We start from the raw sequence: 26,049 nt of genomic DNA on the forward strand, positions 1-26,049 counted from the left end.
GGCTCCTGGATGGGAGAGCCGGCGTGATGCCCGGAGACATCACGAGTCTGTTACATGTGTTGCCGCAAGTAAATTAAGCGCTTGTTACTCAAAGGCGGGCGCGAGCGTGACTTTGTTCCGCTTTTCCGGCCGGCGATCAGCGCTGCGGTCGAATCCTGTAGAGCGCGTTGTTGCGGTCGGCCGAGAAATAGATGCTGCCGTCGGCACCCACCGCCACGCCGGTCGGCACATAGGGCGGCGGCATTCCCGGCCCGCCGGGCAGTCCGATCGGCAGGTTCTCGGCCACGGTGCGACGCGCGCCGTTCGCCGGATCGATCTCGACCAGCCGCCGTGCCGCGCTCTCCGCGACGATGAAGCTGCCCCAGGGCGTCTGGGCCAGGCCTTCGGGCAGCGCCAGCCCGTCGGCGACGACGCGCAGCGGCGCACTGGCGTCCAGCGGGATGCGCGTGAGCTTGCCCGCGGCCTCCGTGAGGTACAGCGCGCCGTCGCGGCCGAGCACCATCTGCACCGGCCCTCCCAGGCCGCTGGCGACCAGCTGGCGGTTCTCGAACTTAGGACCGCTCGCGCGCGTCACGCTGCCGGTGGCGAGCTCGGCATAGACCAGGCTGCCGTCGGGCATCGGGATCGCGTCCACCGGCGCCTTCAGGCCGTGCAGCACCGCGGTGGTCTTGAAGCTCTTGCGGTCCACCAGCTGCACCGAGCCGGTGAACCAGGAGGACAGCGCGATCGTCGATGCCGACAGGCCCACGCCGAAGGGGTAGTCGAGCTCCGGCTCGCGCTGCATGCGGAAGATGTCGCGCACCTCGCCGGTCTGCGCATCGACCTGGCGGAAGCCGAAGATGTCGGCCACGAAAAGCGTGCCGCCGTCGATCTTGAGGCCCGCCGGCACGGCCAGCTTGCCGCCGGTCAACAGCCGCGAGGTGCCGGTCTCCGGCTCGAAGGCCTCGATGGAGTTGTCGGCCATGTTCGAGACGTAGATCGTCCCCTCGGGCGCGATCGCGAGGTTGTCGATGGAGGGCTTGAACTGCCTGGCGACCGTCTTGCGGCCGCTGGCCAGCTCGACGCGCACCAGCTCGCCGCTGCGGGTGTCGACCACCCACAGGTTGCCCTTGCCGTCCAGGTTGGCCGCGGCCGGAATCCGGAAGCCCTCTGCGATCACCGTGAGCCGGCCGTCCGCCGGGTCGATCTTCACCACCTGGCCCTTGAACCACAGCGGCCCGTAGAGCAGGCCGTCCGGCCCGACCTCGAAGCCGTTGAAGCCGCCCATGTCCTTCTTGATCAGGCGCGGCGGCTTCTGGCCGGCGACGTCGATCTCCCACAGCGCGTCGCCGAGGAAGACCTGCGAGGCGTAGAGCTTGCCGTTGCGGCGGTCGAAGTCGAGCGAGTTGATGCCGGGCAGGTCCTTGGCGAGCACGCGCATCGGCGCGCCGTCGTTTTCGCGCAGGCGCACCTGGCCCATCAGGTAGTTGGTCCAGGCCAGTTCGCCCCTGGGGCCGATCGCGACGTCGTCGGACTGGCCGTCGGGCGCATCGATCAGCACCCGCGCGGCGCCGGTGCTGCGGTCGACCTGCCACAGCTGGCTGCCGACCACCGTGCCGGCGAGCAACCGGCCCTGGCGGTCGATGGCGAGGCCATGGACGCCGGAGAAGGAGGAGGGCGCGACCAGCGCCTCGGGCGGCCCCCACGCCGCGGGGCGGCTGGGCGGGGCGGCGGCGGTGCGCAGAGGAGCCGGCGGGGTGCAGGCGCAAAGGGCGAGCACGCAAGACAGCAGGGCAGCGGCGAAGGCACGTGGCACTCTGGACTCCTCGTATTTCTCAAGACGCCAGCAGGCGCTCCTGCGCGATCACCAGCAGCCCGTCCATGATCAGGCTGTCGACCTGCTCGAAGTTCCCGTTCATGCTGGGCGCCATCTTCCAGGCCGCGCCGCCCGTCATGTAGCAGGCCGGCTCGGCGCCGCAATGGGCGCGCACATGCTGGACCATGCGCTCGATCGCACCGGCAATCGCATAGGTGCCGCCGCTGGTCAGCGCATCGCTGGTATTGGTGGGGAATTCGCACACTTCGCCGGTCGGCACGTGCAGGCCCGCCGTGCCCGACTCGAGCGCGCGCAGCATGATGCCGTGGCCCGGCAGGATCAGGCCCCCCAGGAACTTGCCATGAACGTCCACCGCCTCCACCGTGACCGCGGTGCCGATCATCACCACCACCATCGGCCGCGCAGGCCCCTGGGAGAGCATGCGGTGGCGCGCGCCGATCATCGCGACCCAGCGGTCGGCGCCCAGCCGCGTGGGGTGGTCGTAGCCGTTGACGATGCCGGCCTCGGCGGCGCTGGACACCACCCAGCGCGCGGCGCAGTCGAAGCGCTCGGTCAGCTGTTCCTCCGCGCGCCGTCGCACGGCATCGCCGGCCACCACGCAGCCCAGCATCGAGGCGGGGGCGGGCAGCTCGGCCCACGGCCCTTCGGCAAGCCGTTCGATGTGGTCCAGGAACTCGGCGCCATGGGCCATCAGCGACGCGCCCGGCCGGGCCGCATCGTAGAGCGACCACTTGAGCCGGGTGTTGCCGATGTCGATCGCAAGGAATGCCATGCGCGGCATTATTGCGATTTGTCTTCCCGGATGGTTGCGATTGCGACTGCGGCCTACGCGTGCCCGTCACGCCATGCCATTACAGTGGCCTTCCCCTCAACCGGCACAAGGAGAACCCCATGGGATTGCTGAGTTTCATCAAGGAAGCGGGCGAAAAGCTGTTCGGAGGCTCTTCGGCCCAGGCCGCGGAGCCCGATGCCAACAAGGTGGCGGGTGATGCCATCAAGACCTACATCGAGACCCAGAACCTCGGCCTGACCAACCTCGAGGTGAGCTACGTCGCCGCCGAGGGCCTGGTGACGCTCAAGGGCAACGCGCCCTCGCAGGAAGCCAGCGAGAAGGCCTCGCTCGCGGCCGGCAACGTGGCCAACGTGACCAAGGTCGACAACCAGCTGGTCGCGCCCGCGGCCGACCCGGCGCAGTACCACGACGTGGTGAAGGGCGACACGCTCTCGGCCATCTCCAAGAAGTACTACGGCGACGCCAACAAGTACAACGCCATCTTCGAAGCCAACAAACCGATGCTGACGCACCCGGACAAGATCTACCCGGGGCAGAAACTCAGGATTCCGCCGCAGAAGTAGGCGGGGGCGTTGACCTTTCGATCGAGCCGCCTAGTTCTGCTTCCACGGCAGCCCGCGCAAGCGCCACCCGCCCTTGCGCCCGCGGTGCCCTTCCGCGTCGGCATCGCCCTCGAAGCCCTCGAGGATGTTGTAGGCCTCGAAGCCCAGCTCGGTGGCCCGCCGGGCCGCTGCAATGGAGCGCACGCCGCTGCGGCACAGCATCAATGCCTTCTTGCCGGCCGGCACGGCGGCGCGCAGGCCGGTGTCGAAGCCGGGGTTGAAGGCCATGCCGGGCCATTGCTTCCAGGCCAGGCCGATGGCGCCCGGCACATAGCCCACCCACTCGCGTTCGGCGTCGCTGCGCACGTCGACCACGACGGCGTCTCCGTTCGTCATCCACGCGTGGGCCAGTTCGGGCAGCACGTCGCCGGCATAGCCCTCGGCGGGCCGGACGGCCTGCTGTTCACCGGCCGGTGCGTTGCCCGCGCCCGCCGGGATCTGGACTGCTTGAGTCATAAGGCTGTGTTCCTTCAAAGTCGCTAGGGTTTTTCAGGGTTAGTGCGTAGGAGTGCCCCGGTCGGATCGATGATTTTTCACTAGTTCGTGAAAACCCTCTTTGTCACGCTTGTTCACATGTCCAAAGATGGAAGCCTGGGGTTTTTTCCAGTCCACTTACGGAGTCACACGCAATGACAGACACCAAACCGAACCGCCGCCGCAGCCTGCTCAAGGGCGCCGCCGTGGCGGCCGGCGCCATGTCCGCACCCATGGTCAGCATGGCGCAGACCACATCGTTCCGCTTCCAGAGCACCTGGCCGGCGAAGGATATCTTCCACGAGTACGCACAGGATTTTGCCAAGAAGGTCAATGACATGGCCGGCGGCCGTCTCAAGATCGACGTGCTGCCGGCCGGCTCCGTGGTGCCGGCTTTTCAGCTGCTGGATGCCGTGGCCAAGGGCACGCTCGATGGCGGCCACGGCGTGGTGGCTTACTGGTACGGCAAGAACTCGGCCCTCGCGCTCTGGGGCTCGGGTCCCGGCTACGGGATGGACGCCAACATGGTGCTCGCCTGGCACAACTACGGCGGCGGCAAGGCGCTGCTGGAGGAGATCTACAAGGGGCTCAACCTCGACGTGGCTTCCTATCTTTACGGCCCCATGCCGACCCAGCCGCTGGGCTGGTTCAAGAAGCCGGTCGCCAAGGCCGAGGACATGAAGGGCCTGAAGTTCCGCACCGTGGGCCTGGCGGTGGACGTGTTCACCGACATGGGCACGGCGGTCAATCCGCTGCCGGGCGGGGAGATCGTGCCGGCCCTGGACCGCGGGCTGATCGACGCGGCGGAGTTCAACAACGCCTCCAGCGACCGCGTGCTCGGCTTCCCCGACGTCGCCAAGAACTGCATGCTGCAGAGCTTCCACCAATCCGGCGAGCAGTTCGAGATCCTGTTCAACCGGGCCAAGCTCAATGCGCTGCCGCCCGAGCTGAAGGCGATCATCGAATACGGCGTGCAGGCGGCCAGCGCCGACATGAGCTGGAAGGCGATCGAGCGCAATTCGGCGGACTACGTCGAGCTCAAGAAGGCCGGCGTCAAGTTCTACAAGACGCCCGATGCGATCCTGCGCGCACAGCTGGCCTCGTGGGACAAGACGGTGGCCAAGAAGGCGACCGAGAACCCGATGTTCAAGAAGGTGCTCGACTCGCAGAAGACTTTCGCGGAACGCGCGGGCCAGTGGTACAACGACTACACCGTCGACTTCAAGATGGCCTACAACCATTACTTCGGCCGCCAGCCCAAGAAGTCCTGAAATCCAGGATCCACCAGCGAGGGGCACCGGGGGGTGCCCCTCTTTTTTCGAGGCTCTGCAGGAATCTTCATGCAATCCATTCTGTTGAGGGTCGATCGCTTCTCGACCTGGATCGGCAAGACCTTCGCCTGGTGCGCGGTGCTGCTCACCGTGCTGATCAGCTGGGAGGTGTTCTGCCGCTACGCGCTCAACCGGCCGCACGCCTGGGTGCTCGATCTGCAGATCATGCTGTACGGCACCCTTTTCATGACCGCCGGCGCCTACACGCTCGCCAAGAACGGCCATGTGCGCGGTGACGTGCTCTACGGCTTCTTTCGACCGCGCACGCAGGCGACCATCGACCTGACGCTCTACATCCTCTTCTTCCTGCCGGGCATCGTCGCGCTGACCTGGGCCGGCTGGATCTACGCCGGCGAGTCGCTCTCGATCCGCGAGCAGACCTTCTCGGCCGATCCGATCCCGCTCTATCCCTTCAAGTACGTGATCCCGCTGGCCGGCCTCACGCTGCTGTTGCAGGGCATGGTCGAGATCGTGCGCTGCGTGCAGTGCATCCGCGACGGCGAGTGGCCCTCGCGCGAGCAGGACGTCGAGGAAGTCGACGTCGAGAAGCTGAAGGAAATGGTGCACGTCGACGATGCCGACATTCGCGCCCTCGACCAGGTGGTCGTCGCGAAGGGGGCGAAGCCATGATCCGCCGCGAGCTCTGGTTCGGCCTGTCCTTCATGGTGCTGATCGTCGCCGCGGCGGTGATCATGCTGCTGCGGGTGGAGACCATCACCAACGGCCACCTCGGCCTGCTGATGCTGTCGCTGGTCGTGGTCGCGATCATGCTGGGCTTTCCCACCGCCTTCACGCTGATGGGCATGGGCATGATCTTCACCTGGTTCGCCTACGACCGGAACACCACGCACACGCTCGACCTGATGGTGCAGGCGGCCTACAAGACGATGGCGAACGACGTGCTCATCGCGGTGCCGCTGTTCGTCTTCATGGGCTACCTGGTGGAGCGGGCCAACCTGATCGAGACGCTGTTCAAGAGCCTGCACCTGGCATTGGCGCGGCTGCCCGGTGCGCTGGCGGTGGCCACGCTGGTGACCTGCACCATCTTCGCCACCGCCACCGGCATCGTCGGCGCGGTGGTGACGCTGATGGGCCTGCTGGCGCTGCCGGCCATGCTGCGCGCGGGCTACAGCATTCCCCTGGCCGCGGGCTCGATCACGGCGGGCGGCTGTCTCGGCATCCTGATCCCGCCCTCGGTGCTGCTGATCGTCTACGGCGCCACCGCCGGCGTGTCGGTGGTCCAGCTCTATGCGGGCGCTTTCTTCCCGGGGCTGATGCTGGCCTCGCTCTACGTCGTCTACGTGATCGTGGTGGCCAAGCTCAAGCCCGCCTGGGCGCCCCCGCTGTCGGCTGCCGACCGCGCGGTGACGCTGCCGCCGTTGACACGGCGGCTCACCGCCGATTCCGATCGCCATGCGCTCGCCGGCCTGGTCGGTGCGCTCAAGGGCCGCCGCAATGCCGAGGTGCCCGCCGGCTTCCTGCTGCGGCAGCTGGGCATCGTGTTGCTGCCCGGCCTGCTCTTCGCGCTGCTGGCCGTCACCAGCTACGAGGCCGTGACCACGGTGGCGGCGGCGGCGAAGTACGACATCCAGGAGATCGGCGCCGGGCGCAGCGCGCCCGAGGCGGCTTCGGGTGGCGTGCAGGAGCCGCCGGCCGAGAACGAAGGCGGCCTGCAGGAGCCGCCCGGCGAGGGCGAAGGCGGGCTCGCCGAGCCTCCCGGCGCTGGCGGTGTGCAGGAACCCCCGGGAGCGGCCGGGAGTGCCGTGCAGGTGCCGCCCGGCAGCACTGCCGCCACGCCCGCGGCGGAGCCTGGTGCCGCTGCGGCCACGGATGGCAGCTCCATTCGGCCGGCGCCCACCTGGTGGTGGGTCTGCTTCGCGGTGATCGGCGCCATGGTCGCGCTGTTCTACCTGTTCCTGAGCTTTGCGCGGCTCGAGATCTTCAAGATGCTGCTGGCCTCGTTCTTCCCGCTGATGATCATGATCCTGGCCGTGCTCGGGTCCATCGTGCTGGGCCTGGCCACGCCCACCGAGGCTGCCGCCATGGGCGCACTCGGGGGCTTCCTGCTGGCCGCCGCCTACCGCCGGCTGACGCTGGGCGTGCTCAAGGAGTCGGTGTTCCTCACGGCCAAGACTTCCGCCATGGTGTGCTGGCTCTTCGTGGGCTCGGCCATCTTCTCGGCCGCCTTCGCCCTGCTCGGCGGCCAGCAGCTGGTCGAGGAGTGGGTGCTGAGCATGAACCTCTCGAAGGTGCAGTTCCTGGTGCTGAGCCAGGTGATCATCTTCATCCTGGGATGGCCGCTCGAGTGGACCGAGATCATCGTGATCTTCATGCCGATCTTCATCCCGCTCCTGGACAACTTCGGCGTCGATCCGCTGTTCTTCGGGCTGCTGGTCGCCATGAACCTGCAGACCGCTTTCCTGTCGCCGCCGGTGGCGATGGCGGCCTTCTACCTGAAGGGCGTGAGCCCGCCGCACGTGACGCTGAACCAGATCTTCCTCGGCATGCTGCCTTTCATGGGCATCCAGGTGCTGGCGATCCTGATGCTGTACATCTGGCCGCAGATCGGGCTGTGGCTGCCGCAGCTGCTCTACAAGTAGGGCGGCGAGGCGGGGGCGAGGGCTGGCCGACAATCGGCCCTTTTTTCCCGTACCCGACGTGACAACCCTGCTCGAACGACTGGCGCGCTGGATGCGCGCCGTGCCGCGCGCCATGCGGCGCATCGGCCTGCTGCGGCCCGCGGCGCCGGACCAATGGCTGGACGGCCATTTCGAGCACCAGCACCGCAGCGTGGCCTACAAGCTCTTCGTGCCGGCCCGCCGCGCGGGCGGGCCCCGCCCCTTGCTGCTGATGCTGCACGGCTGCACCCAGGACCCGGAGGACTTCGCCACCGGCACCCGGATGAACCGGCTCGCCGCCGAGCTCGGCTTCCTCGTGCTCTACCCGACGCAGACCCAGAAGCACAACCCGGGCAAGTGCTGGAACTGGTTCCTGCCGCAGCACCAGCAGGCCGGGCGCGGAGAGCCTGCGCTGCTGGCCGCGCTCACGCAGGCGGTGATGCGCGAGCACGGCGCCGATCCGGCGCGCGTCTACGTGGCCGGCCTGTCCGCCGGCGGCTCGATGGCCGACATCCTGGGGCGCGTCCATCCCGAACTGTTCGCCGCCATCGGCGTCCACTCGGGGCTGCCGGGCGGCGTGGCGGACAACCTCGTCTCCGCCATGGGCGCGATGAAGAACGGCCCCGGCAAGTCCACGGCCAACGGCCCGATGCGGCCGACCATCGTCTTCCACGGCGATGCCGACGAGACCGTGCATCCGCGCAACGGGGAGCAGGTGGCGGCGGATGCGGTGGCACGCCTGCTGGCGGGCGGCGAGCATCCGCCTGCCCACGAGATGCGCGGGCGCTCCGAGGGCGGCCGCGCCTTCACCCGCTGGACCTATGCCGATACCCGCGGCGTCATCGCGGTCGAGCACTGGCTGCTGCACGGTGCCGGCCATGCCTGGGCCGGCGGCAGCGCCGACGGCTCCTTCACCGACCCGGCCGGGCCGGACGCCAGCGCCGAAATGCTGCGCTTCTTCCTCAGCCATCCGAGGCTGCGATAAGTCCCTTGCTTACACGCGGTTGCGCCGCAGGCAGGATAGTTCCAAAGTAGTTCCGAAGCTTTGCAAAGCAGATGCCAGCGCCGGCCTGCGCTGGCGCGTTGCAGGGTCTGGACACGAGGACCCATCATGAAACATCGCACCCATGCACACGCCATCCGCCGTGCCGCCGGCTGGCTGCTCGGCCTGGTGCTGCTGCTCGCAGCCGGCGCAGCAGCCTGGGCGCAGCAGGACCCGCCGGGACGCGTGGCCCGCATCAACGAGCAGCAGGGCACCGTCAGCTTCTCGCCGGCCGGCGACGACAGCTGGTACGACGCGGTGCCCAACCGGCCGATCACCACCGGCGACCGCCTCTGGACCGACCGCAACGCCCGCGCCGAGCTCTACGTCGATTCGACCGCCCTGCGCCTGGACGACCAGACGCAGCTGGTGGTCAACGAGCTCGACGACGACAGCGCCCGCTTCACCGCCACCCAGGGCCGCTTGCAGCTGCGCGTGCGCGAGGCCCCCGCCGGCCAGCGCCTGGAGATCGGCACCGCCAACCTCGCGATGGTGGTCGAGGTTCCCGGCGACTACCGCATCGAGGTCGATCCGGCCGCCGGCACCACGCGCGTGGCGGTCGCTGCGGGCGGGGTCACGCTGTTCGGCGAGAACGGGGAATCGGTGGCGCTGGGCGCCCACCAGCAGCTCACCGTGACGGGGCGCCAGCTGGCAGCCGTGAGCGGCGCCGCGGTGCGTGCCGGCGACAACGCCTTCGACCGCTGGGTGGCGGAGCGCGACCGGCTGGAAGACCAGTCGATCTCGGCGCGCTATGTCCCGCGCGACCTGCTCGGCTACCAGCAGCTCGACCGCTACGGCGAGTGGCAGAACGATCCCACCTACGGCAACGTCTGGGTTCCGCGCAACGTCGACGCCGACTGGGCCCCTTACCGCGACGGCCAGTGGGCCGACATCCAGCCCTGGGGCTGGACCTGGATCGATGCCGCGCCCTGGGGTTTCGCGACCTCGCACTACGGCCGCTGGGCGCGCATCGGCCCGCGCTGGTGCTGGGTGCCGGGGCGATCGACCGCGCGGCCGGTGTATGCGCCGGCGCTGGTCGGCTTCGTCGGCGGCGGCGGCCATGCCAACGTGGTGGCCGGCGGCCGGCCGGGCGTGGGCTGGTTTCCGCTCGCGCCCGGCGAGCCCTGGCGGCCGGGCTTTCGCGCCAGCCAGCACTACATCGACGCGGTCAACCGGGCCATCGCCCACCAGCGGCAGCTCGCGCGCGCCGACTACCTGAACCGCAACACCCCCGGGGCGCTCTCGCTGGTGCCGATCGACATCTTCGGCCGCGGGCCGATCGCCCGCCGCGACTTCCTGCGCGTGCCGGAGGATCGCGTCGCGCAGCTGCCGATCACCACGGCCGTGCCGATCTCGCCGCGCGGCGAGCGGCACTTCGGCGGCTTCGGGCGCTCGGCCGCGGCAATGCCGCCGCCCGACCTGCGGCCACGGCAGATCCAGGAGCTGCAGGCGCGGCAGCTGCAACAGGCCCAGCAGGCCCAGCAGGTCCAGCAGCAGTTGCTGTTCCAGCAGCGAGCCGTACAGGCCCAGCAACAGCAGCAGCTTCAGTTGCAACAGCAGCAGGGCGTGCGTGCGCAGCAGGAGATGCAGCAGCGCGCAGCCCAGGCGGCGCAAGCCCAGCAGCTGCAGCAGCTGCAGCAGGCGCAGCAGTTGCAACAGATGCAGCAACGCGCCGCGCAGGCCCAGGCCCAGCAGCAACTCCAATTGCAACAGCAACAACAGGCGCTGAGGGCCCAGCAGGAAATGCAGCAGCGGGCCGCGCAAGCGGCGCAGGCCCAGCAGCTGCAGCAGATCCAGCAAATGCAGCAGATGCAGCAGCAACAGCAGACGCTGCGGCAGCAGCAGATGCAGGCGCAACAGCAGGCCCAGCAACAGGCCCAGCAGCTTCACCAGCAGCAGCTCAACGCGCAGCGCCAGGCGCAGGAGAGCCATCAACAGCGCGCGCTGCAGCAGATCCAGCAGATGCAGCAGCGCGGCGCCGAGGCGCGCGCCCAGCAGCAGCAACGCATGATGTCGAGGGATTCCGCCCAGCAGAACGACCGGCCCTGACACCGGATCGAGGCGCGCGGCAGCCCGCCCCGCGGCCGGCTACAGTCGGCCGCAAGGAGCGGGCCTTCCATGCGCACATTCGACTTCGACCTCTTCGTGATCGGCGGCGGCAGCGGTGGCGTGCGCGCGGCACGCATGGCGGCCCAGCGCGGGGCCCGCGTGGCGGTCGCGGAATGCGCCGAGCTGGGCGGCACCTGCGTCAACGTCGGCTGCATTCCCAAGAAGCTGTACAGCTACGCGGCCGGCTATGCGGAGTCGTTCGAGGAGGCGCCCGGCTACGGCTGGACCCTCGACAGCCCGCCGCGCTTCGACTGGGACCGGCTCAAGGCCAACCGCGCCAGGGAGATCAAGCGCCTCAACGGCGTCTACCGCAACCTGCTCGAAGGCGCGGGCGTCACGCTGATCCAGGGTTGGGCGTGCCTGGCCGATGGCCATACCGTGCAGGTCGGCCAGAAAAAACACACGGCGCGCCACATCCTGGTGGCCACCGGCGGCATGCCCTTCGTGCCGGAGCTCGCGGGGCGCGAGCACGTCGTGGTGTCGGACGCGATGTTCGACCTCGACCCCTTTCCCGAGCGCCTGCTGGTCGTGGGCGGCGGCTACATCGCCTGCGAGTTCGCCTCCATCTTCAATGGCCTGGGCGCGCAGGTCACCCAGCTGTACCGCGGGCCGCACCTGCTCAACGGCTTCGACGAGGACCTGCGCCAGTTCCTCGCGAAGGAGATGGGCCGCGCCGGCGTCGACATCCGGTTCAACTGCGAGATCGACATGATCACGCGCCTGGACAGCGGCCTGTGCGCGTTGCTCTCGCGCGGCCAGCGCGTGGAGGCCGACGTCATCCTCTATGCCACCGGCCGGGCGCCCAACACGGAAGGCCTGGGCCTGCAAGCCGCCGGCGTGGCGCTCGACGAGCGCGGCGGCGTGGTGGTCGATGCGCACTACCGCAGCTCGGTGCCGTCGATCTACGCCGTGGGCGACGTGTCGACGAAGCAGCAGCTCACGCCGGTGGCGCTGGCCGAGGCCATGGTGGTGGTGGACACCCTGTTCGGCCCGGGGCCGCGCGAGCTCGACTACGAGTTCACGCCCACGGCCGTCTTCACCCATCCCAACATCGGCACCTGCGGCTACACCGAGGCCGAGGCGCGCGCGAAGTTCGGCAAGATCCGGGTGTTCTCGAGCGAGTTCAAGGCCCTGCGCCACACCCTCTCGCAAAGCGGCGAGCGCACCTTCATGAAGCTGGTGGTCGAGCGCGACACCGACCGCGTGGTGGGACTGCACATGGTGGGGCCCGATGCCGGCGAGGTGGTGCAGGGCTTCGCGGTCGCAATGCGCGCGGGCGCGACCAAGCGGGTGTTCGACAGCACCATCGGCATCCACCCGACGGTGGCGGAGGAGTTCGTGACCCTGCGGGAACCGATGCCGTGACAGGCCCGCTGTCGCGTCGGGCATCCGCGGCAAGCTGCACAATCGCCGAATGCCCTACATGCCCACCTTCATCGCCCCGGCCCGCTTCACCGACCCCGTTGCCGCGCTCGAGCAGGTGCGGCTGATCTACGGCAGCGGACTCGCGCACCTGCGCGACGCGATGCAGCGCTTCGTCGCCGGCGAGAGCATGCCGGGCCGGGTGCGGGCCTGCTATCCCTTCGTGCGGGTGCACACCCACACCGTCTCGCGCCGCACGCCGGTGGCCAACGCCTGGCTCAGCTACGGCTTCGTGGCCGGCCCGGGCCGCTACGAGACCACGCTGACGCGGCCCGACCTCTTCGAGCGCTACTACCGCGAGCAATTCCGCCTGCTGCTGGAGAACCACGAGGTCGAGCTCGAGGTCGGCACCAGCACCCAGCCGATCCCGATCCACTTCTCCTTCGCCGACAACGAGCACATCGAGGGCGACCTGAGCCCGGAGCGGCGCGCCCTGATGCGCGACGTCTTCGACCTGCCCGACCTGGGCGCGATGGACGACGGGATCGCCAACGGCACCTTCGAGGCCCGGCCGGGCGAGGCGCAGCCCCTGTCGCTCTTCACTGCGGCGCGGGTGGACTACTCGCTGCACCGGCTGCGCCACTACACCGGCACCGCGCCCGAGTGGTTCCAGAACTTCGTGCTCTTCACCAATTACCAGTTCTACATCGACGAGTTCGTGCGCCTGGGCCGGGAGGCCATGGCCGACGAGAACAGCGAATACATCGCCTTCATCGAACCCGGCAACGTGGTCACGCGCCGGCGGGGGCTGGAGGCCGGCTCGAGCACCTTCTACGGCTCGATGCTCGACGGCAGCCAGGGCACGCCGCCCGGGCGCCTGCCGCAGATGCCGGCCTACCACCTGGTGCGCGAGGACTGCAGCGGCATCAGCATGGTCAACATCGGCGTGGGCCCGGCCAACGCCAAGACCATCACCGACCACGTGGCCGTGCTGCGGCCGCACGCCTGGATGATGCTGGGCCACTGCGCCGGCCTGCGCCAGGGGCAGCAACTGGGCGACTACGTGCTGGCCCACGCCTACGTGCGCGAGGACCATGTGCTCGACGAGGAGCTGCCGCTGTGGGTGCCGATCCCGGCCCTGTCGGAGATCCAGCTCGCGCTCGAGAAGGCGGTGGCCGATGTCACCGGCATGCAGGGCACCCAGCTCAAGAAGATCATGCGCACGGGCACCGTGGCGAGCACCGACAACCGCAACTGGGAGCTGCTGCCCGGCAACCAGCCGCAGCGCCGCTTCAGCCAGAGCCGGGCGGTGGCGCTGGACATGGAGAGCGCCACCATCGCGGCCAACGGATTCCGCTTCCGCGTGCCCTACGGCACCCTGCTGTGCGTGAGCGACAAGCCGCTGCATGGCGAGATCAAGCTGCCGGGCATGGCCAACCACTTCTATCGCGAGCGCGTCGAGCAGCACCTGCGCATCGGCATGGCCGCGATCGACGTGCTGCGCCGCGAGGGATCGAGCCGGCTGCACAGCCGCAAGCTGCGCAGCTTTGCCGAGGTGGCGTTCCAGTAGCTGTCCGGCGCGCGATTCCGTGAAATCCTGAACCCCGCCCGACGTTTTCGTGCCACAGGCGCAGGCCTGAGGCAGCGATGCCTGGCTACGATTTCCAGGATCGAAATTCCGGGAGACATCATGGTCCAGCCGACGCGGCGCCTCTTCACCTCGTGGCTCGCTGCCACGGCCGCCGGCGTCTTGCCGGCCGTGGCCTCGGCCCAGGCCCCGCGTCCGGCCGCGGCCCCGGCGGCGACCCTGCCCAGGCTGCGCATCGTCATCCCCGCCAACGAGGGCGGCGGCTGGGACCAGACCGGCCGCGCCCTCGGCGCCGCCATGGTGGCCGCCGGCGCGGTGGCGCAGATCGAGTACGAGAACGTCGGCGGCAAGGGCGGCACCATCGGCCTGGCGCGCTACGTCGAGAAGTACGACGCCGACCCCGACACCCTCTTGATGAGCGGCATGGTCATGGTCGGCGCCGTCGCGCTGCAGAAGCCCGCGGTCGACATGAGCCGCATCGCGCCCATCGCGCGGCTGACCAGCGACTATGAAGTCGTCGTGGTCAAGGGCGACTCGCCGATCATGACCGCGAAGGACCTGATCGCGAAGATGCGCAGCGATCCGGCCAATGCCGCCATTGCCGGCGGCTCTGCGGGCGGGATCGACCACATGTTCGCCGGCATCCTGTCGCGCGCCACCGGCAATACCGCCGCGCTGGTCTACCAGCCCTTCGCGGGCGGCGCGCAGGTGGTGTCGGCGGTCGAGTCGGGCAAGGCCATTGCCGGCATTTCCGGCTACAGCGAGTTCAGCGAACACATTGCCAGCGGCAAGCTGCGTGCGATCGGCGTGTCCGCGAGGAATGCCTTCATGGGCGTGCCCTCGGTGCGGCAGCAGGGCGTCGATGCCGACCTCGCCAATTGGCGCGGCGTTTTCACGGGCAAGGGCGTGCCCGCAGCGCGCCAGGCCGTGCTGCTCGAAGCCGTGCGGCGCGGCGTGGCCACCGATGCGTGGCAGAAGGCGCTCAAGCGCAGCAACTGGGACCACTACTGGATGGAGGGCAAGGACTTCCAGTCCTTCCTCGAACTGGATCAGTCCATGGCGGGCGTGCTGACCTACATCCTCAAGCTCAAGACCTGAACCGGCGCGGCGCCCTCAGGCCAGTCCGAAGAGCTCCGGCATCTCCCGCTGCGCCTTGGGCGTGAGCGTGAGCGCGCGACCGTCGAGCGCCTGTCGCACCCAGCCTCGGCGCAGCGACAGCTGCAGCCAGGCCGCACCCAGCGCGCCGCCCAGGTGCGGCCGCCGCTCGCTCCAGTCGAGGCAGGCGCAGGCGAAACGGCGGCGCGAACGGCGCGCGCTTTCGATGTCCAGGCCCAGGCTTTCCAGCGCCACTGCGCCCTCCGCGGTCAGTTCGTAGACATCGCCCTCGGTCCTGAGCCATCCCTGGGCATGCAGCCGGTCGTGCAGCGCGACGCCGGCCGTGCCGGCCATGTGGTCGTAGCAGGTGCGCGCGGCGCGCAACCGGCTCGGGGTGCCGGGCTGGAACCCGCTGCGCGGCGCGCCGGCCACCACCAGCAGTCCTTCGAGCACCGCGGCGACCTCGCTGCCGGCCAGGCGGAAATAGCGGTGCTTGCCCTGCGCGACGGATTCCACCAGCCGCTGTTCCTTCAGCCGCGCCAGGTGCGCGCTGGCGGTCGAGGCGGCGACCTCGCCGACCGCCGCCAGCTCGGTCGCGGTGCGGGCATGGCCGTCCAGCAGGCAGCACAGCATGCGGGCGCGGGCCGGCTCGGCGATCGCGCCGGCCAGGCGCGCGAGGTGGGTGTCGGCACTCGGTGCATCCATGATTCGATGCTAAGCGAAGTGTGGGCGCGCGCGAAGGACGACACTGCGCGGCATGGAACAAGCGCACATCGACCCGCCTGCCGACGCCATCGCGGCCGTCACCCACCCCGACCCCTATCCCTGGTACGCGCGGCTGCGCGAGGGCCCTGCGCTTGCGCGCGACGAGCGCCTGCGCCTCTGGATCGCGAGCCGCGCCGAGGTGCTGCAGGAAGCCTTTGCCCATCCCGCGCTGCGCGTGCGCCCGGCGGCCGAGCCGGTGCCGCGGGCCATCGCGGGAACGCCGGCCGGCGAAGTCTTCGGCCGGCTGGTGCGCATGAACGATGGCGCGGCGCACGCCGCCCACAAGCCGGTGCTGCAGCGCGCGCTGGGCCGGCTCGATCTCGGCGGCGTGCGCTCGGCCATGCCGCGCATCGCGGCGCAGCTCCCGGCGCCCACGGTGGACGAGGCCTGCTTTGCCTGGCCGGTCGCGGGCGTGGGCCACCTGCTGGGATTTGCCGACGAGGCGCTGCCGCTGCTTGCGCACTGGACGCGCGATTTCGTCGCGTGCCTCTCGCCGCTGTCCACCGAAGCCCAGTTGCACGCCGCCGGCGAGGCCGCGGCCGCGCTGATGGCGCGCTTCGAGGCCCTGGTGGCGGCGCGGCCGGGGCGCGAGGGCAGCCTGCTGGCCGCGGTGCGCGCAGAGGCGCCCGGCGATGCCTCGCGCGCGCTGCTGGCCAACCTCGTCGGCCTGTTGTCGCAGACCTGCGAGGCCACGGCCGGACTGATGGGCAACAGTCTGGTGGCGCTGGCGCGCGAGCCGGGCCTGGCAGATGCAATCGCCGCGCGCGCGGAACGGATCGCGGCCCTGGTGGAGGAAACGGCGCGCCACGACCCCTCGGTCCAGAACACCCGCCGCTTCGTCGCCGAGGCCACCACCGTGGCGGGTACGCGGCTCGAAGCGGGCGATGCGGTGCTGCTGGTGATGGGGGCGGCGAACCGCGATCCGCTGCTGAACGCGCAGCCCGAGCGCTTCATGCTCGAGCGCAGCGATCGCCGCATGCTGGGTTTCGGCCATGGTCCCCATGGCTGTCCGGGCCAGGCGCTGGCCTGCGCGTTGGCTGCGGCCGGGGTCGAGGCCTTGCTGGCGCGTGGCGTGGACGTCGCGGCGCTGCGCCGGCGCGGCTGGGTCTATCGGTCCTCGGTCAACGGCCGTATTCCCATCTTCCGATAGGAAGGGAGCAAGCCATCAAACCCCGTCGGGCCAGCGTCCGGTGGCTTCCAGAAAGGGCGAGAGGCTTGCCGCCCCGAAGCGCAGCGGCAGCGCGGCTGGCGCATGCTGTGCGCACAGCACCTCCATGCGCAGCAAACGTTCGGCGCCTGCGAAGGCATCGACCTCCGGCCCCTCCCACAGCACCTCCGCCTTCACCGACAGCTGCAGCAGGTCGCCCGTCTCGAAGTCGACGAAGAGCAGGCCGGCCATCGGATTCAACGCGATGTTGCCCAGCGTGTTGAAGAAGGTGTTGCCGACGAAATCTGGAACCGTCAGCGTGCCTTCGCCTTCGATCCGCACGAAGCCCGGCCGTCCGCCGCGGTGCGAGACGTCGACGCCTTCTGCGGGCGAGCGTGGATGGCCCGCCGAAGGATGCGCCGTGGCGATGAAGAAAGTATCGGCCGCGCGCACCATGTGCCGGGCTGCCGCGTCGAGGCCCTGCACGCGTGGTCCGAAGCCCGCGCCCGGCACGCCGCCGACGAACACCGGCTCGCGCGCCTGGATGTACTTCGGGCAGTTGCCGAAGCTCTGACCCACCGCCACGGAAAAACCGCGCGCATCCAGCGCCTCGACCGTGCCGTTCATCCGGTTGCGCCGCCGCGTATGCGGCTCGATGCCGAGCAGCCCCAGGGGTGCGCCGCCCGCCAGCGCTTGCGCCAACGGATCGTTGGCCAGGGGCAGTGCATCGACGCGCAGATGCCGCGGGTCGGGCGAGTGCGCAAAGCCGGGCGGGGCCGCCAGGACGCTGGCCCAGGGCCGGCCTTTCTCATCCAGGCTGCCCGCAATCAGGAAGGGCAGCTGCGCGAAGAAGCTGCGATGCTGCTCCGGCATGTGGTCGCGCAGCACGCGCGGCCCGATCTCGGCCATGCGCGCGGCGATGCCGGCACGCGCTTGCAGGGCGCGCTCGCCTTGGTGCCAGGCGGGCGTGTTCATGCTGCCAACCCGATCGGCGAGGCGACCATCGGCACAAAGCCCGGCAGCGCCTCGATGCGCCGCAGCCACTGGCGAACCCGCGGGTAGGGCTCCAGCGAAACGTTGCCTTCGGGAACGTGGGCCACGTAGCTGTAGTTCGCAATATCGGCCAGCGTCACGCTGGCGCCCGCGAGGAAGGGCTGCTGGGCGAGCTCCGCTTCCATCACCCGCAACAGGTTGTGCGAGCGCGCGATCACGTCGGATGGGTCGGCGGCCAGGCCGAAGAGCACGATCACGCGCGCCATCGACGGGCCCTGCGCCAGCGGGCCGGCCGCCACCGAGAGCCAGCGCTGCACGCGCGCCGCGCCCAGCGCATCGCGGGGCATCCAGCGCGCGGGGTCGGACGCATAGCGCTCATTCAGGTACAGCAGGATGGCGTTGGAGTCGGCCAGGGTCACCTCGCCGTCCTCGATCACCGGCACCTGGCCGAAGGCGTTGCGGCGCAGGAAGTCGGGGCGGCGCTGTTCGCCGGCGCGCAGGTCGACCTCGACAGTCTCGAAGGGCTGGCCCAGCAGCGAAAGGAACAGCCGCACGCGGTGGCAGTGGCCTGAGATGGACGAGTTGTAGACGGTGATGGGACGGGCTGTGGGCATCGATGTTCTCCGGTCAGGGTGGATGAAGACGATTGTTCTTTGAGCCGGTCTGCGGAGTAATGGCGCAATTTGCATTTCACTGCTTCGATATACGGTCTAATCGCCTTCATGGACCGCCTCAAAGCCATGCAGACCTTCGTGCAGATCGCCGAGCAGGGCAGCCTGACCAAGGCTGCCGATGCGCTGGAGAGCTCTCTGCCGGCGGTGGTGCGCTCGCTCGCGGCCTTGGAAGCGCACCTGGGCGTGCGGCTGTTCCACCGCACCACCCGGCGCATCTCGCTCACCGAGGAAGGGCGCCAATACCTGCAGAGCGCGCGCGAAGTGCTGGCCGCGGCCGACGCGGCCGACCGCGCGCTCACGCTGGAGTCGGCCGAGCCCGCCGGGCAGATCACCGTCACCGCGCCGGTGCTCTTCGGCCACATGTACGTGGCGCCGGCAATCGTCCGCTTCCTCCAGCGCTACGAGAAGGTGCGCTGCAGCGTGCTGCTGCACGACCGCACGGTGAACCTGCTGGAAGAGGGCATCGATGTCGGCATCCGCATCAGCCCGCTGGAGGATTCTTCTCTCGTGGCCCAGCAGCTCGGCACCATCCGCCGCGTGACCGTCGCGAGCCCGGACTACCTGCGCGCCCACGGCACGCCCCGGCATCCGCGCGAACTGCCGGGGGCCAACTGCGTGCGGGTCCAGCCGAGCGCACCGGTGCATTTCCGCGAGAACGGCCGCAACTTCGCCGTCGCTGCGCGTGGCAACCTGGAGTTCAACCACATCGCGCCCGCGGTCGAGGCCTGCGCGGCCGGCATGGGCTTCGGCTTCTTCTTTTCCTACCAGGTGCTGCCGTTGGTGCGGGCGGGGCGGCTTCGCATCGTGCTCGAGGATTTCGAGCTGGCGCCGCGGCCGGTGAGCGTGATCTACCCGCATGCGCGCCTGCTGCCGGCGCGCACGCGGGCTTTCATCGACTGGATGAAAAACGAGTTCCAGGGCTTGCACCTGTAGGAGTCTGTGCGGCCCAGGCCATTGCGCCACAATGCCCCGGTGCCCAGCCCTTCCGCCCCTCTCTTCCAAGCGAACCACCTGCACAAGCGCTACGGTGCGACCACCGTGGTGGACGACCTCTCGTTCACCATCGCACCCGGCGAATGCCTGGGCGTGATCGGACCGAACGGCGCGGGCAAGACCACCACCATCCGCATGTGCCTGGGCCTCACCGCGCCCGACGGTGGCAGCATCGAGGCACTGGGCGGGCTCTCGATGCCGCGCGACGCGCGCGCCATCAAGGCGCAGCTCGGCGTGGTGAGCCAGTTCGACACCCTCGACCCGGACTTCAGCTGCGCCGAGAACCTGATGGTCTATGCGCGCTACTTCGGCATGAGCCGGCGCGAGATCATGCCGCGCATTCCGCAGCTGCTGGATTTCGCTTCGCTGTCGCACAAGGCCGACGTCCGGCCGGGCGAGCTGTCCGGCGGCATGCGGCGGCGGCTGTCGCTGGCGCGCGCGCTGGTCAACGACCCGAAGCTCCTGATGCTCGACGAGCCCACCACCGGCCTGGACCCCCAGGCGCGCCACCTGATGTGGGAGCGCCTGCAGTTGCTGCTGCAGCAGGGCAAGTCGATCCTGCTGACCACGCACTTCATGGACGAAGCCGAGCGGCTGTGCTCCCGGCTCATCGTGATCGACCACGGCCGCAAGATCGCCGAAGGCCGGCCGCGCGACCTGATCGCCGAGCATCTCGAGCCCGACGTGGTCGAGGTCTACGGCAACGGCGCGCTGGGGCTGGCGCAGTCGCCGCTCAAGGACTATGCCGCGCGCGTCGAGGTCAGCGGCGAGACGGTGTTCTTCTACACGCAGGATGCGCGCGGCCTGCTGAACGCGCTCGATGGCCACAAGGGCCTGCGCACCTTTCATCGGCCTGCGAACCTGGAGGACCTGTTCCTCAAGCTCACCGGCCGCCAGATTCGGGAAGACGGTTGAAGATGACCGCTTGGAGAAATACGTGAGCGCCCTGATCGACGACGCATTGCCGCCCGCGCCTTCCGTGTGGCGTCCGCCCGAGCTCTCGATGCGCTGGTGGCCGGTGTTCCTGCGCAACCTGCTGGTGTGGCGCAAGCTCGCGATCCCCAGCCTGATCGGCAACATCGCCGAGCCGCTGATCTGGCTGGTGGCCTTCGGCTATGGCATGGGCGCGCTGGTGGGGCAGGTGTCGGTGGAAGGCACGCAGGTGCCCTACATCCTGTTCCTTGCCAGCGGCTCGATCTGCATGAGCTCGATGAACGCCGCCTCCTTCGAGGCGCTCTACTCCGCCTTCTCGCGCATGCATGTGCAGAAGACCTGGGACGGCATCATGAACGCGCCGGTGGGGCTGGACGACGTGGTGCTGGCCGAGATGCTGTGGGCCGCCTTCAAGGCCATCTTCACCACCACCGCCATCCTGTTCGTGATGCTGGGGCTGGGCATCAGCCACAGCCCCAAGCTGCTGGTCGCGTGGCTGGTGCTGGGCGGAGTGGGCGTGACCTTCTCGTGCATCGCGCTGATCTTCAATGCGCTGGCGAAGGGCTACGACTTCTTCACCTACTACTTCACGCTGTTCATGACGCCGATGATGTTTCTGTCGGGCGTGTTCTTTCCGCTGGAGCAGCTGCCCGACGTGGTGCACCGGTTCGCGAACTGGCTGCCGCTCGCGAACGCGGTGGCGCTGGTGCGGCCGCTGTTCATGGACCAGTGGCCGCAGGACTGGTGGCGGCATGCGGTCGTGCTGGGGGTCTACACGGTGGCGGCCTTCTGGGTGGCGCTGGGCCTGACGCGCAAACGGTTCCGGGCGTGACCCCGGCTTGTTCCCTCCCCCGGAAAGGGAGGTGGATTCAAGCCAGCGCCTGGGTGATCGAGTGAATGAGCAGACCCACCAACCCGCCCACCAGCGTCCCGTTGACCCGGATGAACTGCAGGTCCCGCCCGATGTGCTTTTCCAGCTCCACGCTCATCTCCTCGGCGTTCCACTGCCCCACGCGCTCCACGATGTAGCGCCGGATGTCCTCCCGGTAGCGCTCGATCGCCCGCGGCGCCGCATCCACGATCTGCTCGTTGATCCAGCGCCGCATCGCCTCGTCGGCTTCCAGCCGCGCGCCGAGCGTGCCGGCCATCGCGACGACGCGCTGCCGGATCGCCGAGTCGCTCTTCGCCAGGTCTTCATGCAGCCAGCCCAGCAGCTCGCTCCACAGCCCGTGCAGGTACTCGCCGATGGCCGGATGCGCCTGCAGCTCCGCGCGAATCGCCTCGCCGCGGCGCTGGAACTCCGGGTCGGTCTTGAGCTTGTGGACGAACTCCTGCATGAACGCGTCGAAGCGCTGCCGCATCGGATGCGCAGGGTCGCTCGCCATCTCGGCCACCGTGCGCGCGGCGGCCGCCACGATCTTGCGCGTGGCCAGCCGGGCCGTGACCTGGTCCAGGCCGACGTAGCGCAGCGCCCGGATCTCGCGCGCGATCGCCTCGGTGATCTGCAACTGCACTTCCTCGCCCTCGACCGCGGCCGCAACCTGGGCCAGCAGATCGTCGAGCAGGGCCTGATGCCGCCCGTGGGCGGTCAGCGCATCGAGGGCCTGCCCCGCCAGCCGCGCCATGTCGACCTGGGCCAGCCCGGCCGCTGCCGCACGGGCCAGGAATTCGCGCACGCGTGCGTCGTCGAAGGCGGCCAGGCCGTAGCGCGCCGCCCCCGCCAGATGCCCGCCGAGCGTGGCCGCATGCGCGGGCTGCGACAGCCAATGGGCCAGCCGCGCGGCAGGATCGAGCTGCTCGAGCTTGGCCAGCACCTGCGGCGTGCTCAGGAAGTTGTTGCAGATGAAGCCCGCCAGCCGGGCGCCGATGCGGTCCTTGTTGGACGGGATGATCGCGGTATGCGGGATGGGCAGTCCCAGCGGGTGCCGGAACAGCGCGACCACCGCGAACCAGTCGGCGATCGCGCCCACCATCGCGGCTTCGGCGAAGGCGGCCACGTAGCCCCAGGCCGGATGACGCGCCGCCAGCGCCGTCGCCGCCGCGTAGAGCAGGGCAGCGGCGCCGAGCAGGCCGAGGGCGACGCGCTTCAGCGGATCTCCCGGGTCGCCGCGAGCCCCTGCAGGAACTGCTCGCAGCGTGCGAGTTGGGCCAGCGTGACGTACTCGTCGGGCTGGTGCGCCTGGGTGATGCTGCCGGGGCCGCACACCACGGTCGGGATGCCGGCCTGCTTGAAGAGGCCGGCCTCGGTGCCGAAGGCGACCAGCGTGGTGCCCGCTTCGCCGGCCAGCCGCTGGGCCAGCCGGGTGACGGGGTCGTCGGCCGTGGTCAGGAAACTGGGGATCTCGCAGATGGTTTCGAAGCTGAAGCCGGCCTCGGGCGCGATCTTCTTCATGCCGGCCTCCAGGCGGTTGGCATGCAGCCGCATCTCCCGCTGCATCTTCTGGGCGTCGGCCGTGGGCAGGTCGCGGAACTCGTAGCGGAACTCGGCGTCGCGCGGCACCACGTTGTCGGCGATGCCGCCGTGGAACTGGCCGACGCTGGCGGTGCTGTAGGGCACGTCGAAGCCGGCGTAGCGGGGCTCGTCGCGCTCGAAGCCCTCGGCCATGTCGCGCAGCTTGCCGACCAGGCGCGCCGCCATCTCGATCGCGTTGACCGAACGCGGCGTGAGCGAGGAATGGGCCTCCTTGCCGCGCACGCAGCAGCGGTAGCGGTAGACGCCCTTGTGCGCGATGGCCGGCACCATCATCGTGGGCTCGCCGACGATGCAGGCCAGCGGCCGGATGCCCTGGTCCTTCATGTCGGCAATCAGTTCGCGCACGCCGAAGCAGCCCACCTCCTCGTCGTAGCTGAAGGCGAAGTGCACCGCGAAGGGCGAGTCGCTCTCGACGAAGCGCTCGGCGTTCGCCAGCGCAATGGCGATGAAGCTCTTCATGTCCGCCGAGCCGCGGCCGTAGAGGCGGGGCTCGACCTGCATCGCCTCGCCGTCGTGCTCGTCCTGCGGCCAGTCCTGGACCAGGGCCGAGAGCGGGTCCACGCTCCAGGCCTGTCCGTCCCAGGGCACGGTATCGGTGTGGCCCGAGACGATCACGCCGGCCGGCTTGCCCGCGCCCAGGGTGGCGAACAGGTTGGCCTTGGTCTTGTCGGCGTTGTAGGTGAGGCGGCTGCGCACGCCCAGGCCCGCCAGGTGGTCGCGCGCGAAGTCGATCAGCTCCAGGTTGCTGTGGGTGCTCACGGTATTCATGCGAACCAGCGTCTGCGCGAACTCGAGGCTGCGGGTGGAGAGAGGGGGAGACGGCATGCGGGCCATTGTCTCGGAACTTGTCCCGCGGCCGTAAGGAAATTGGCCTCTGACTCGACAGAGCCACGGGCTTTGCGAGTACTTCCGGCTAAGCCTAGACTCTTCCCCATGAAACTCATCGACTCCCTGGTCACCCAGGCGGGCGGCATCGCCGCCGTTCGACGTGACCTGCACGCCCACCCTGAACTCTGCTTCCAGGAGCAGCGCACCGCCGACGTGGTGGCGGCCAAGCTCACGGAATGGGGCATCCCCGTCCACCGCGGGCTGGCCACCACCGGCGTGATCGGCATCGTGAAGAACGGCAGCAGCGCCCGCGCCGTCGGCCTGCGCGCCGACATGGACGCGCTGCCGGTCACCGAGCTCAACACCTTCGCCCATGCCAGCAAGCACCCCGGCAAGATGCACGCCTGCGGGCACGACGGCCACACCGCGATGCTGCTGGCCGCGGCGCAGCACCTGGCGAAGAACCGCAACTTCGACGGCACGGTCTACCTCATCTTCCAGCCGGCGGAGGAGGGCGGCGGCGGCGCGCGCGAGATGGTCAAGGAGGGCCTTTTCGAGCAGTTCCCGATGGAGGCCGTGTTCGGCATGCACAACTGGCCCGGCATGAAGGCGGGCCAGTTCGCCGTCAGCCCCGGGCCGGCAATGGCCTCGAGCAACGAGTTCACCATCACCATCCGCGGCAAGGGCGGCCATGCGGCGCTGCCGCACACCGGCATCGACCCGGTGCCGATCGCCTGCGAGATGGTGCAGGCTTTCCAGACCATCATCTCCCGCAACAAGAAGCCGACCGAGGCCGGCGTGATCTCCGTCACCATGATCCACGGCGGCGAGGCGAGCAACGTGATCCCCGATCGCTGCGAGCTCAAGGGCACGGTGCGCACCTTCACGCTGGAGGTGCTGGACCTGATCGAGGCGCGCATGAAGAAGATCGCCGAGCACGTGAGCGCGGCGCACGACGCCGAGTGCGACTTCCACTTCCACCGCAACTACCCGCCCACCATCAACACCGCGGCCGAGGCCAACTTCGCGCGCCGCGTGATGGCCGGCATCGTCGGCGAGGACAACGTGCTGGCGCAGGAGCCGGCGATGACGGCCGAGGACTTCGCCTTCATGCTCCAGGCCCGGCCCGGCGCCTATGCCTTCATCGGCAACGGCGACGGCAGCCACCGCGCGCTGCACCATGGCGGCGGCCCCTGCATGCTGCACAACGCGAGCTACGACTTCAACGACGAGCTGATTCCGCTGGGCGCGACCTGCTGGGTGCGGCTGGCCGAGGAGTTCCTGAACAGCCCGAAGCCGGCCCAGGGAAGCGCCGCATGATCGGCGTCGGCGAGGCGTTTGCGCCGCGCTACGCACAGGCCCGCCGCAAGTTTCTCGAAGCTTGCGCGAGCGCGGGCCTGGCCGTGCAGTCCCATGTGCATCCGCTGCGTGGCCGCGACGGCGAGGAGCTGGCGATCGACGTGGCGCTCGATGGCGATGCGAATGCCGCAAGCCTGCTGATCGTGAGCAGCGGCTGCCACGGCGTCGAAGGCCATTGCGGCAGCGGCGTGCAGGTGTTCGCGCTGTACGACGCCGAGTGGCGCGAGAAGGCACGCGACCAGGGCGTCGCGGTGCTCTACGTGCATGCGCTCAATCCGCACGGCTTCTCGCACGGGCGGCGCGTCACGCACGAGAACGTGGACCTGAACCGAAACTTCCTCGACTTCTCGAAGCCGCCGCCCGTGAACGAAGCGTATGCCAGCCTGCATGCGCTGCTGGTGCCCGAGCAGTGGCCGCCGTCCGCGGCCAACCAGGCAGCCATCGACAGTCTCATCGCGCGCGAGGGGCTGGGCTTCTACCAGGCCGCCGTGTCGCGCGGCCAGTACCAGTTCGCCGACGGCCTGTTCTACGGCGGCAACGCGCCGACGTGGAGCAACAGGAGCGTGCGCGAGGTGCTGCGCACCCATGCAGGCCGGGCACGCCGGCTCGGCTGGATCGACCTGCACACCGGCCTCGGGCCCAACGGCATCGGCGAGCGCATCTTCGCCGGCCGCAACGACAAGGCCGCGTATGCGCGAGCCAATGCCTGGTGGGGCAGCTCGGCGGCGCCGGTCACCTCGATGTACGACGGCTCCTCGACCTCGTCCTTCTTGACCGGACTGATGTGCTACGCGCTGGACGACGAATGTCCCCAGGCCGAGCACACCTCGATCGCGCTGGAGTACGGCACCGAGCCGATGCTGGAAGTGACCGCCGCGCTGCGCGGGGACCACTGGCTGCACCGCCACCCGGAGGCGCCGGCCGAGCTGGCCGAGTCCATCCGCGCGCGCATGTTCGCGGCCTTCTACAGCGACACCGATGCCTGGCGCGGGCAGGTGATCAGCCAGGCGCGGCAGGCGATGTTCCAGGCGGTCGACGGCCTGGCGTGACGTCC

Annotated in this window: 23 protein-coding genes and 1 pseudogene; 16 read left to right on the forward strand and 8 right to left on the reverse strand. The window is 69.5% G+C overall.

Features of this window, described 5'->3' with window-relative positions; genetic code table 11:
• Nucleotides 1–136: 136 nt before the first annotated feature.
• Both AC3A6Y_RS07190 and AC3A6Y_RS07195 read right to left on the reverse strand, forming a co-directional pair.
• Complete coding sequence (locus AC3A6Y_RS07190) at nt 137–1,795, reverse strand: Vgb family protein (RefSeq protein WP_487867502.1); 1,659 nt, start codon at nt 1,793–1,795, stop codon at nt 137–139.
• Nucleotides 1,796–1,814: 19 nt separating this feature from the next.
• The gene (locus tag AC3A6Y_RS07195) at nt 1,815–2,588 is read right to left on the reverse strand and encodes a type III pantothenate kinase (RefSeq protein ID WP_487867503.1); all 774 of its coding nucleotides are present in this window, start codon (nt 2,586–2,588) and stop codon (nt 1,815–1,817) included.
• Between the two features lie 119 nt (nt 2,589–2,707).
• Between AC3A6Y_RS07195 and lysM the strand changes: the two genes are divergently transcribed.
• On the forward strand, nt 2,708–3,172 hold the full coding sequence (gene lysM, locus AC3A6Y_RS07200) for a peptidoglycan-binding protein LysM (RefSeq protein WP_487867504.1): 465 nt from the start codon (nt 2,708–2,710) through the stop codon (nt 3,170–3,172).
• Nucleotides 3,173–3,202: 30 nt separating this feature from the next.
• Here the strand turns inward: lysM and AC3A6Y_RS07205 are convergent, their stop codons facing one another.
• Nucleotides 3,203–3,667: a rhodanese-like domain-containing protein gene (locus AC3A6Y_RS07205; protein WP_487867505.1), complete on the reverse strand. Its 465-nt coding sequence runs from the start codon at nt 3,665–3,667 to the stop codon at nt 3,203–3,205.
• A 173-nt stretch (nt 3,668–3,840) separates the two neighbouring features.
• Here AC3A6Y_RS07205 and AC3A6Y_RS07210 point away from each other — a divergent pair, with 173 nt between their 5' ends.
• The 8 genes from AC3A6Y_RS07210 (at nt 3,841) to AC3A6Y_RS07245 (ending at nt 14,833) form a co-directional block, all read left to right on the forward strand.
• The gene (locus AC3A6Y_RS07210) at nt 3,841–4,956 is read left to right on the forward strand and encodes a TRAP transporter substrate-binding protein (RefSeq protein ID WP_487867506.1); all 1,116 of its coding nucleotides are present in this window, start codon (nt 3,841–3,843) and stop codon (nt 4,954–4,956) included.
• A gap of 69 nt (nt 4,957–5,025) precedes the next feature.
• Complete coding sequence (locus AC3A6Y_RS07215; RefSeq protein WP_487867507.1) at nt 5,026–5,646, forward strand: TRAP transporter small permease subunit; 621 nt, start codon at nt 5,026–5,028, stop codon at nt 5,644–5,646.
• Nucleotides 5,643–7,616, forward strand: coding sequence for a TRAP transporter large permease (locus tag AC3A6Y_RS07220; RefSeq protein WP_487867508.1), 1,974 nt, complete (start codon nt 5,643–5,645; stop codon nt 7,614–7,616). Before AC3A6Y_RS07215 ends, AC3A6Y_RS07220 begins: the two co-directional genes overlap by 4 nt.
• 58 nt (nt 7,617–7,674) lie before the next feature.
• Nucleotides 7,675–8,619 (forward strand): extracellular catalytic domain type 1 short-chain-length polyhydroxyalkanoate depolymerase, encoded by a 945-nt coding sequence (locus tag AC3A6Y_RS07225; RefSeq protein ID WP_487867509.1) that lies wholly within the window; start codon nt 7,675–7,677, stop codon nt 8,617–8,619.
• A 126-nt stretch (nt 8,620–8,745) separates the two neighbouring features.
• Entirely contained in the window at nt 8,746–10,725 is a 1,980-nt protein-coding gene (locus tag AC3A6Y_RS07230) for a DUF6600 domain-containing protein (protein WP_487867510.1), read from the forward strand.
• A 69-nt stretch (nt 10,726–10,794) separates the two neighbouring features.
• Nucleotides 10,795–12,150 carry a glutathione-disulfide reductase gene (gene gorA, locus AC3A6Y_RS07235; protein WP_487867511.1) on the forward strand — a complete coding sequence of 452 codons (1,356 nt, stop codon included), beginning with the start codon at nt 10,795–10,797 and terminating at the stop codon, nt 12,148–12,150.
• A gap of 49 nt (nt 12,151–12,199) precedes the next feature.
• Entirely contained in the window at nt 12,200–13,717 is a 1,518-nt protein-coding gene (locus AC3A6Y_RS07240; protein WP_487867512.1) for an AMP nucleosidase, read from the forward strand.
• A 120-nt stretch (nt 13,718–13,837) separates the two neighbouring features.
• The gene (locus tag AC3A6Y_RS07245) at nt 13,838–14,833 is read left to right on the forward strand and encodes a Bug family tripartite tricarboxylate transporter substrate binding protein (RefSeq protein WP_487867513.1); all 996 of its coding nucleotides are present in this window, start codon (nt 13,838–13,840) and stop codon (nt 14,831–14,833) included.
• Nucleotides 14,834–14,848: 15 nt separating this feature from the next.
• On the opposite strand, the gene AC3A6Y_RS07250 is transcribed toward AC3A6Y_RS07245, so the two are convergent.
• A complete protein-coding gene (locus AC3A6Y_RS07250; RefSeq protein WP_487867514.1) occupies nt 14,849–15,535 on the reverse strand; it encodes an ArsR/SmtB family transcription factor in 687 nt (228 codons plus the stop codon).
• A gap of 52 nt (nt 15,536–15,587) precedes the next feature.
• Between AC3A6Y_RS07250 and AC3A6Y_RS07255 the strand changes: the two genes are divergently transcribed.
• Nucleotides 15,588–16,745, forward strand: a complete 1,158-nt coding sequence (locus AC3A6Y_RS07255; protein WP_487867515.1) for a cytochrome P450 — start codon at nt 15,588–15,590, stop codon at nt 16,743–16,745.
• Between the two features lie 15 nt (nt 16,746–16,760).
• Here AC3A6Y_RS07255 and AC3A6Y_RS07260 read toward each other — a convergent pair whose 3' ends face one another.
• Both AC3A6Y_RS07260 and AC3A6Y_RS07265 read right to left on the reverse strand, forming a co-directional pair.
• Nucleotides 16,761–17,717 carry a flavin-nucleotide-binding protein gene (locus tag AC3A6Y_RS07260; RefSeq protein ID WP_487867516.1) on the reverse strand — a complete coding sequence of 319 codons (957 nt, stop codon included), beginning with the start codon at nt 17,715–17,717 and terminating at the stop codon, nt 16,761–16,763.
• Nucleotides 17,714–18,349, reverse strand: coding sequence for a glutathione S-transferase family protein (locus tag AC3A6Y_RS07265; protein ID WP_487867517.1), 636 nt, complete (start codon nt 18,347–18,349; stop codon nt 17,714–17,716). The genes AC3A6Y_RS07260 and AC3A6Y_RS07265 overlap by 4 nt, the downstream gene beginning before the upstream one ends.
• A gap of 108 nt (nt 18,350–18,457) precedes the next feature.
• Here AC3A6Y_RS07265 and AC3A6Y_RS07270 point away from each other — a divergent pair, with 108 nt between their 5' ends.
• From AC3A6Y_RS07270 to AC3A6Y_RS07285, 4 genes and pseudogenes are all read left to right on the forward strand, one after another.
• Nucleotides 18,458–19,342, forward strand: coding sequence for a LysR family transcriptional regulator (locus tag AC3A6Y_RS07270; protein WP_487867518.1), 885 nt, complete (start codon nt 18,458–18,460; stop codon nt 19,340–19,342).
• Nucleotides 19,343–19,462: 120 nt separating this feature from the next.
• A pseudogene (locus AC3A6Y_RS07275) lies at nt 19,463–19,963 on the forward strand (ATP-binding cassette domain-containing protein); the annotation flags it as partial.
• A gap of 15 nt (nt 19,964–19,978) precedes the next feature.
• Entirely contained in the window at nt 19,979–20,317 is a 339-nt protein-coding gene (locus AC3A6Y_RS07280) for an ATP-binding cassette domain-containing protein (protein WP_487867811.1), read from the forward strand.
• 88 nt (nt 20,318–20,405) lie between these two features.
• Nucleotides 20,406–21,167 carry an ABC transporter permease gene (locus tag AC3A6Y_RS07285; RefSeq protein WP_487867812.1) on the forward strand — a complete coding sequence of 254 codons (762 nt, stop codon included), beginning with the start codon at nt 20,406–20,408 and terminating at the stop codon, nt 21,165–21,167.
• A 37-nt stretch (nt 21,168–21,204) separates the two neighbouring features.
• Here AC3A6Y_RS07285 and AC3A6Y_RS07290 read toward each other — a convergent pair whose 3' ends face one another.
• On the reverse strand, nt 21,205–22,332 hold the full coding sequence (locus tag AC3A6Y_RS07290) for a DUF445 domain-containing protein (RefSeq protein WP_487867519.1): 1,128 nt from the start codon (nt 22,330–22,332) through the stop codon (nt 21,205–21,207).
• An 89-nt stretch (nt 22,333–22,421) separates the two neighbouring features.
• Nucleotides 22,422–23,633 (reverse strand): acetylornithine deacetylase, encoded by a 1,212-nt coding sequence (gene argE, locus AC3A6Y_RS07295; protein ID WP_487867520.1) that lies wholly within the window; start codon nt 23,631–23,633, stop codon nt 22,422–22,424.
• Between the two features lie 108 nt (nt 23,634–23,741).
• Here argE and AC3A6Y_RS07300 point away from each other — a divergent pair, with 108 nt between their 5' ends.
• Both AC3A6Y_RS07300 and AC3A6Y_RS07305 read left to right on the forward strand, forming a co-directional pair.
• The gene (locus AC3A6Y_RS07300) at nt 23,742–24,956 is read left to right on the forward strand and encodes a M20 aminoacylase family protein (RefSeq protein ID WP_487867521.1); all 1,215 of its coding nucleotides are present in this window, start codon (nt 23,742–23,744) and stop codon (nt 24,954–24,956) included.
• Nucleotides 24,953–26,044, forward strand: coding sequence for a M14 family metallopeptidase (locus AC3A6Y_RS07305; RefSeq protein ID WP_487867522.1), 1,092 nt, complete (start codon nt 24,953–24,955; stop codon nt 26,042–26,044). The genes AC3A6Y_RS07300 and AC3A6Y_RS07305 overlap by 4 nt, the downstream gene beginning before the upstream one ends.
• Nucleotides 26,045–26,049 lie beyond the last annotated feature (5 nt).

The sequence above is a fragment of the Variovorax sp. Soil_C_17 genome, assembly GCF_057657265.1.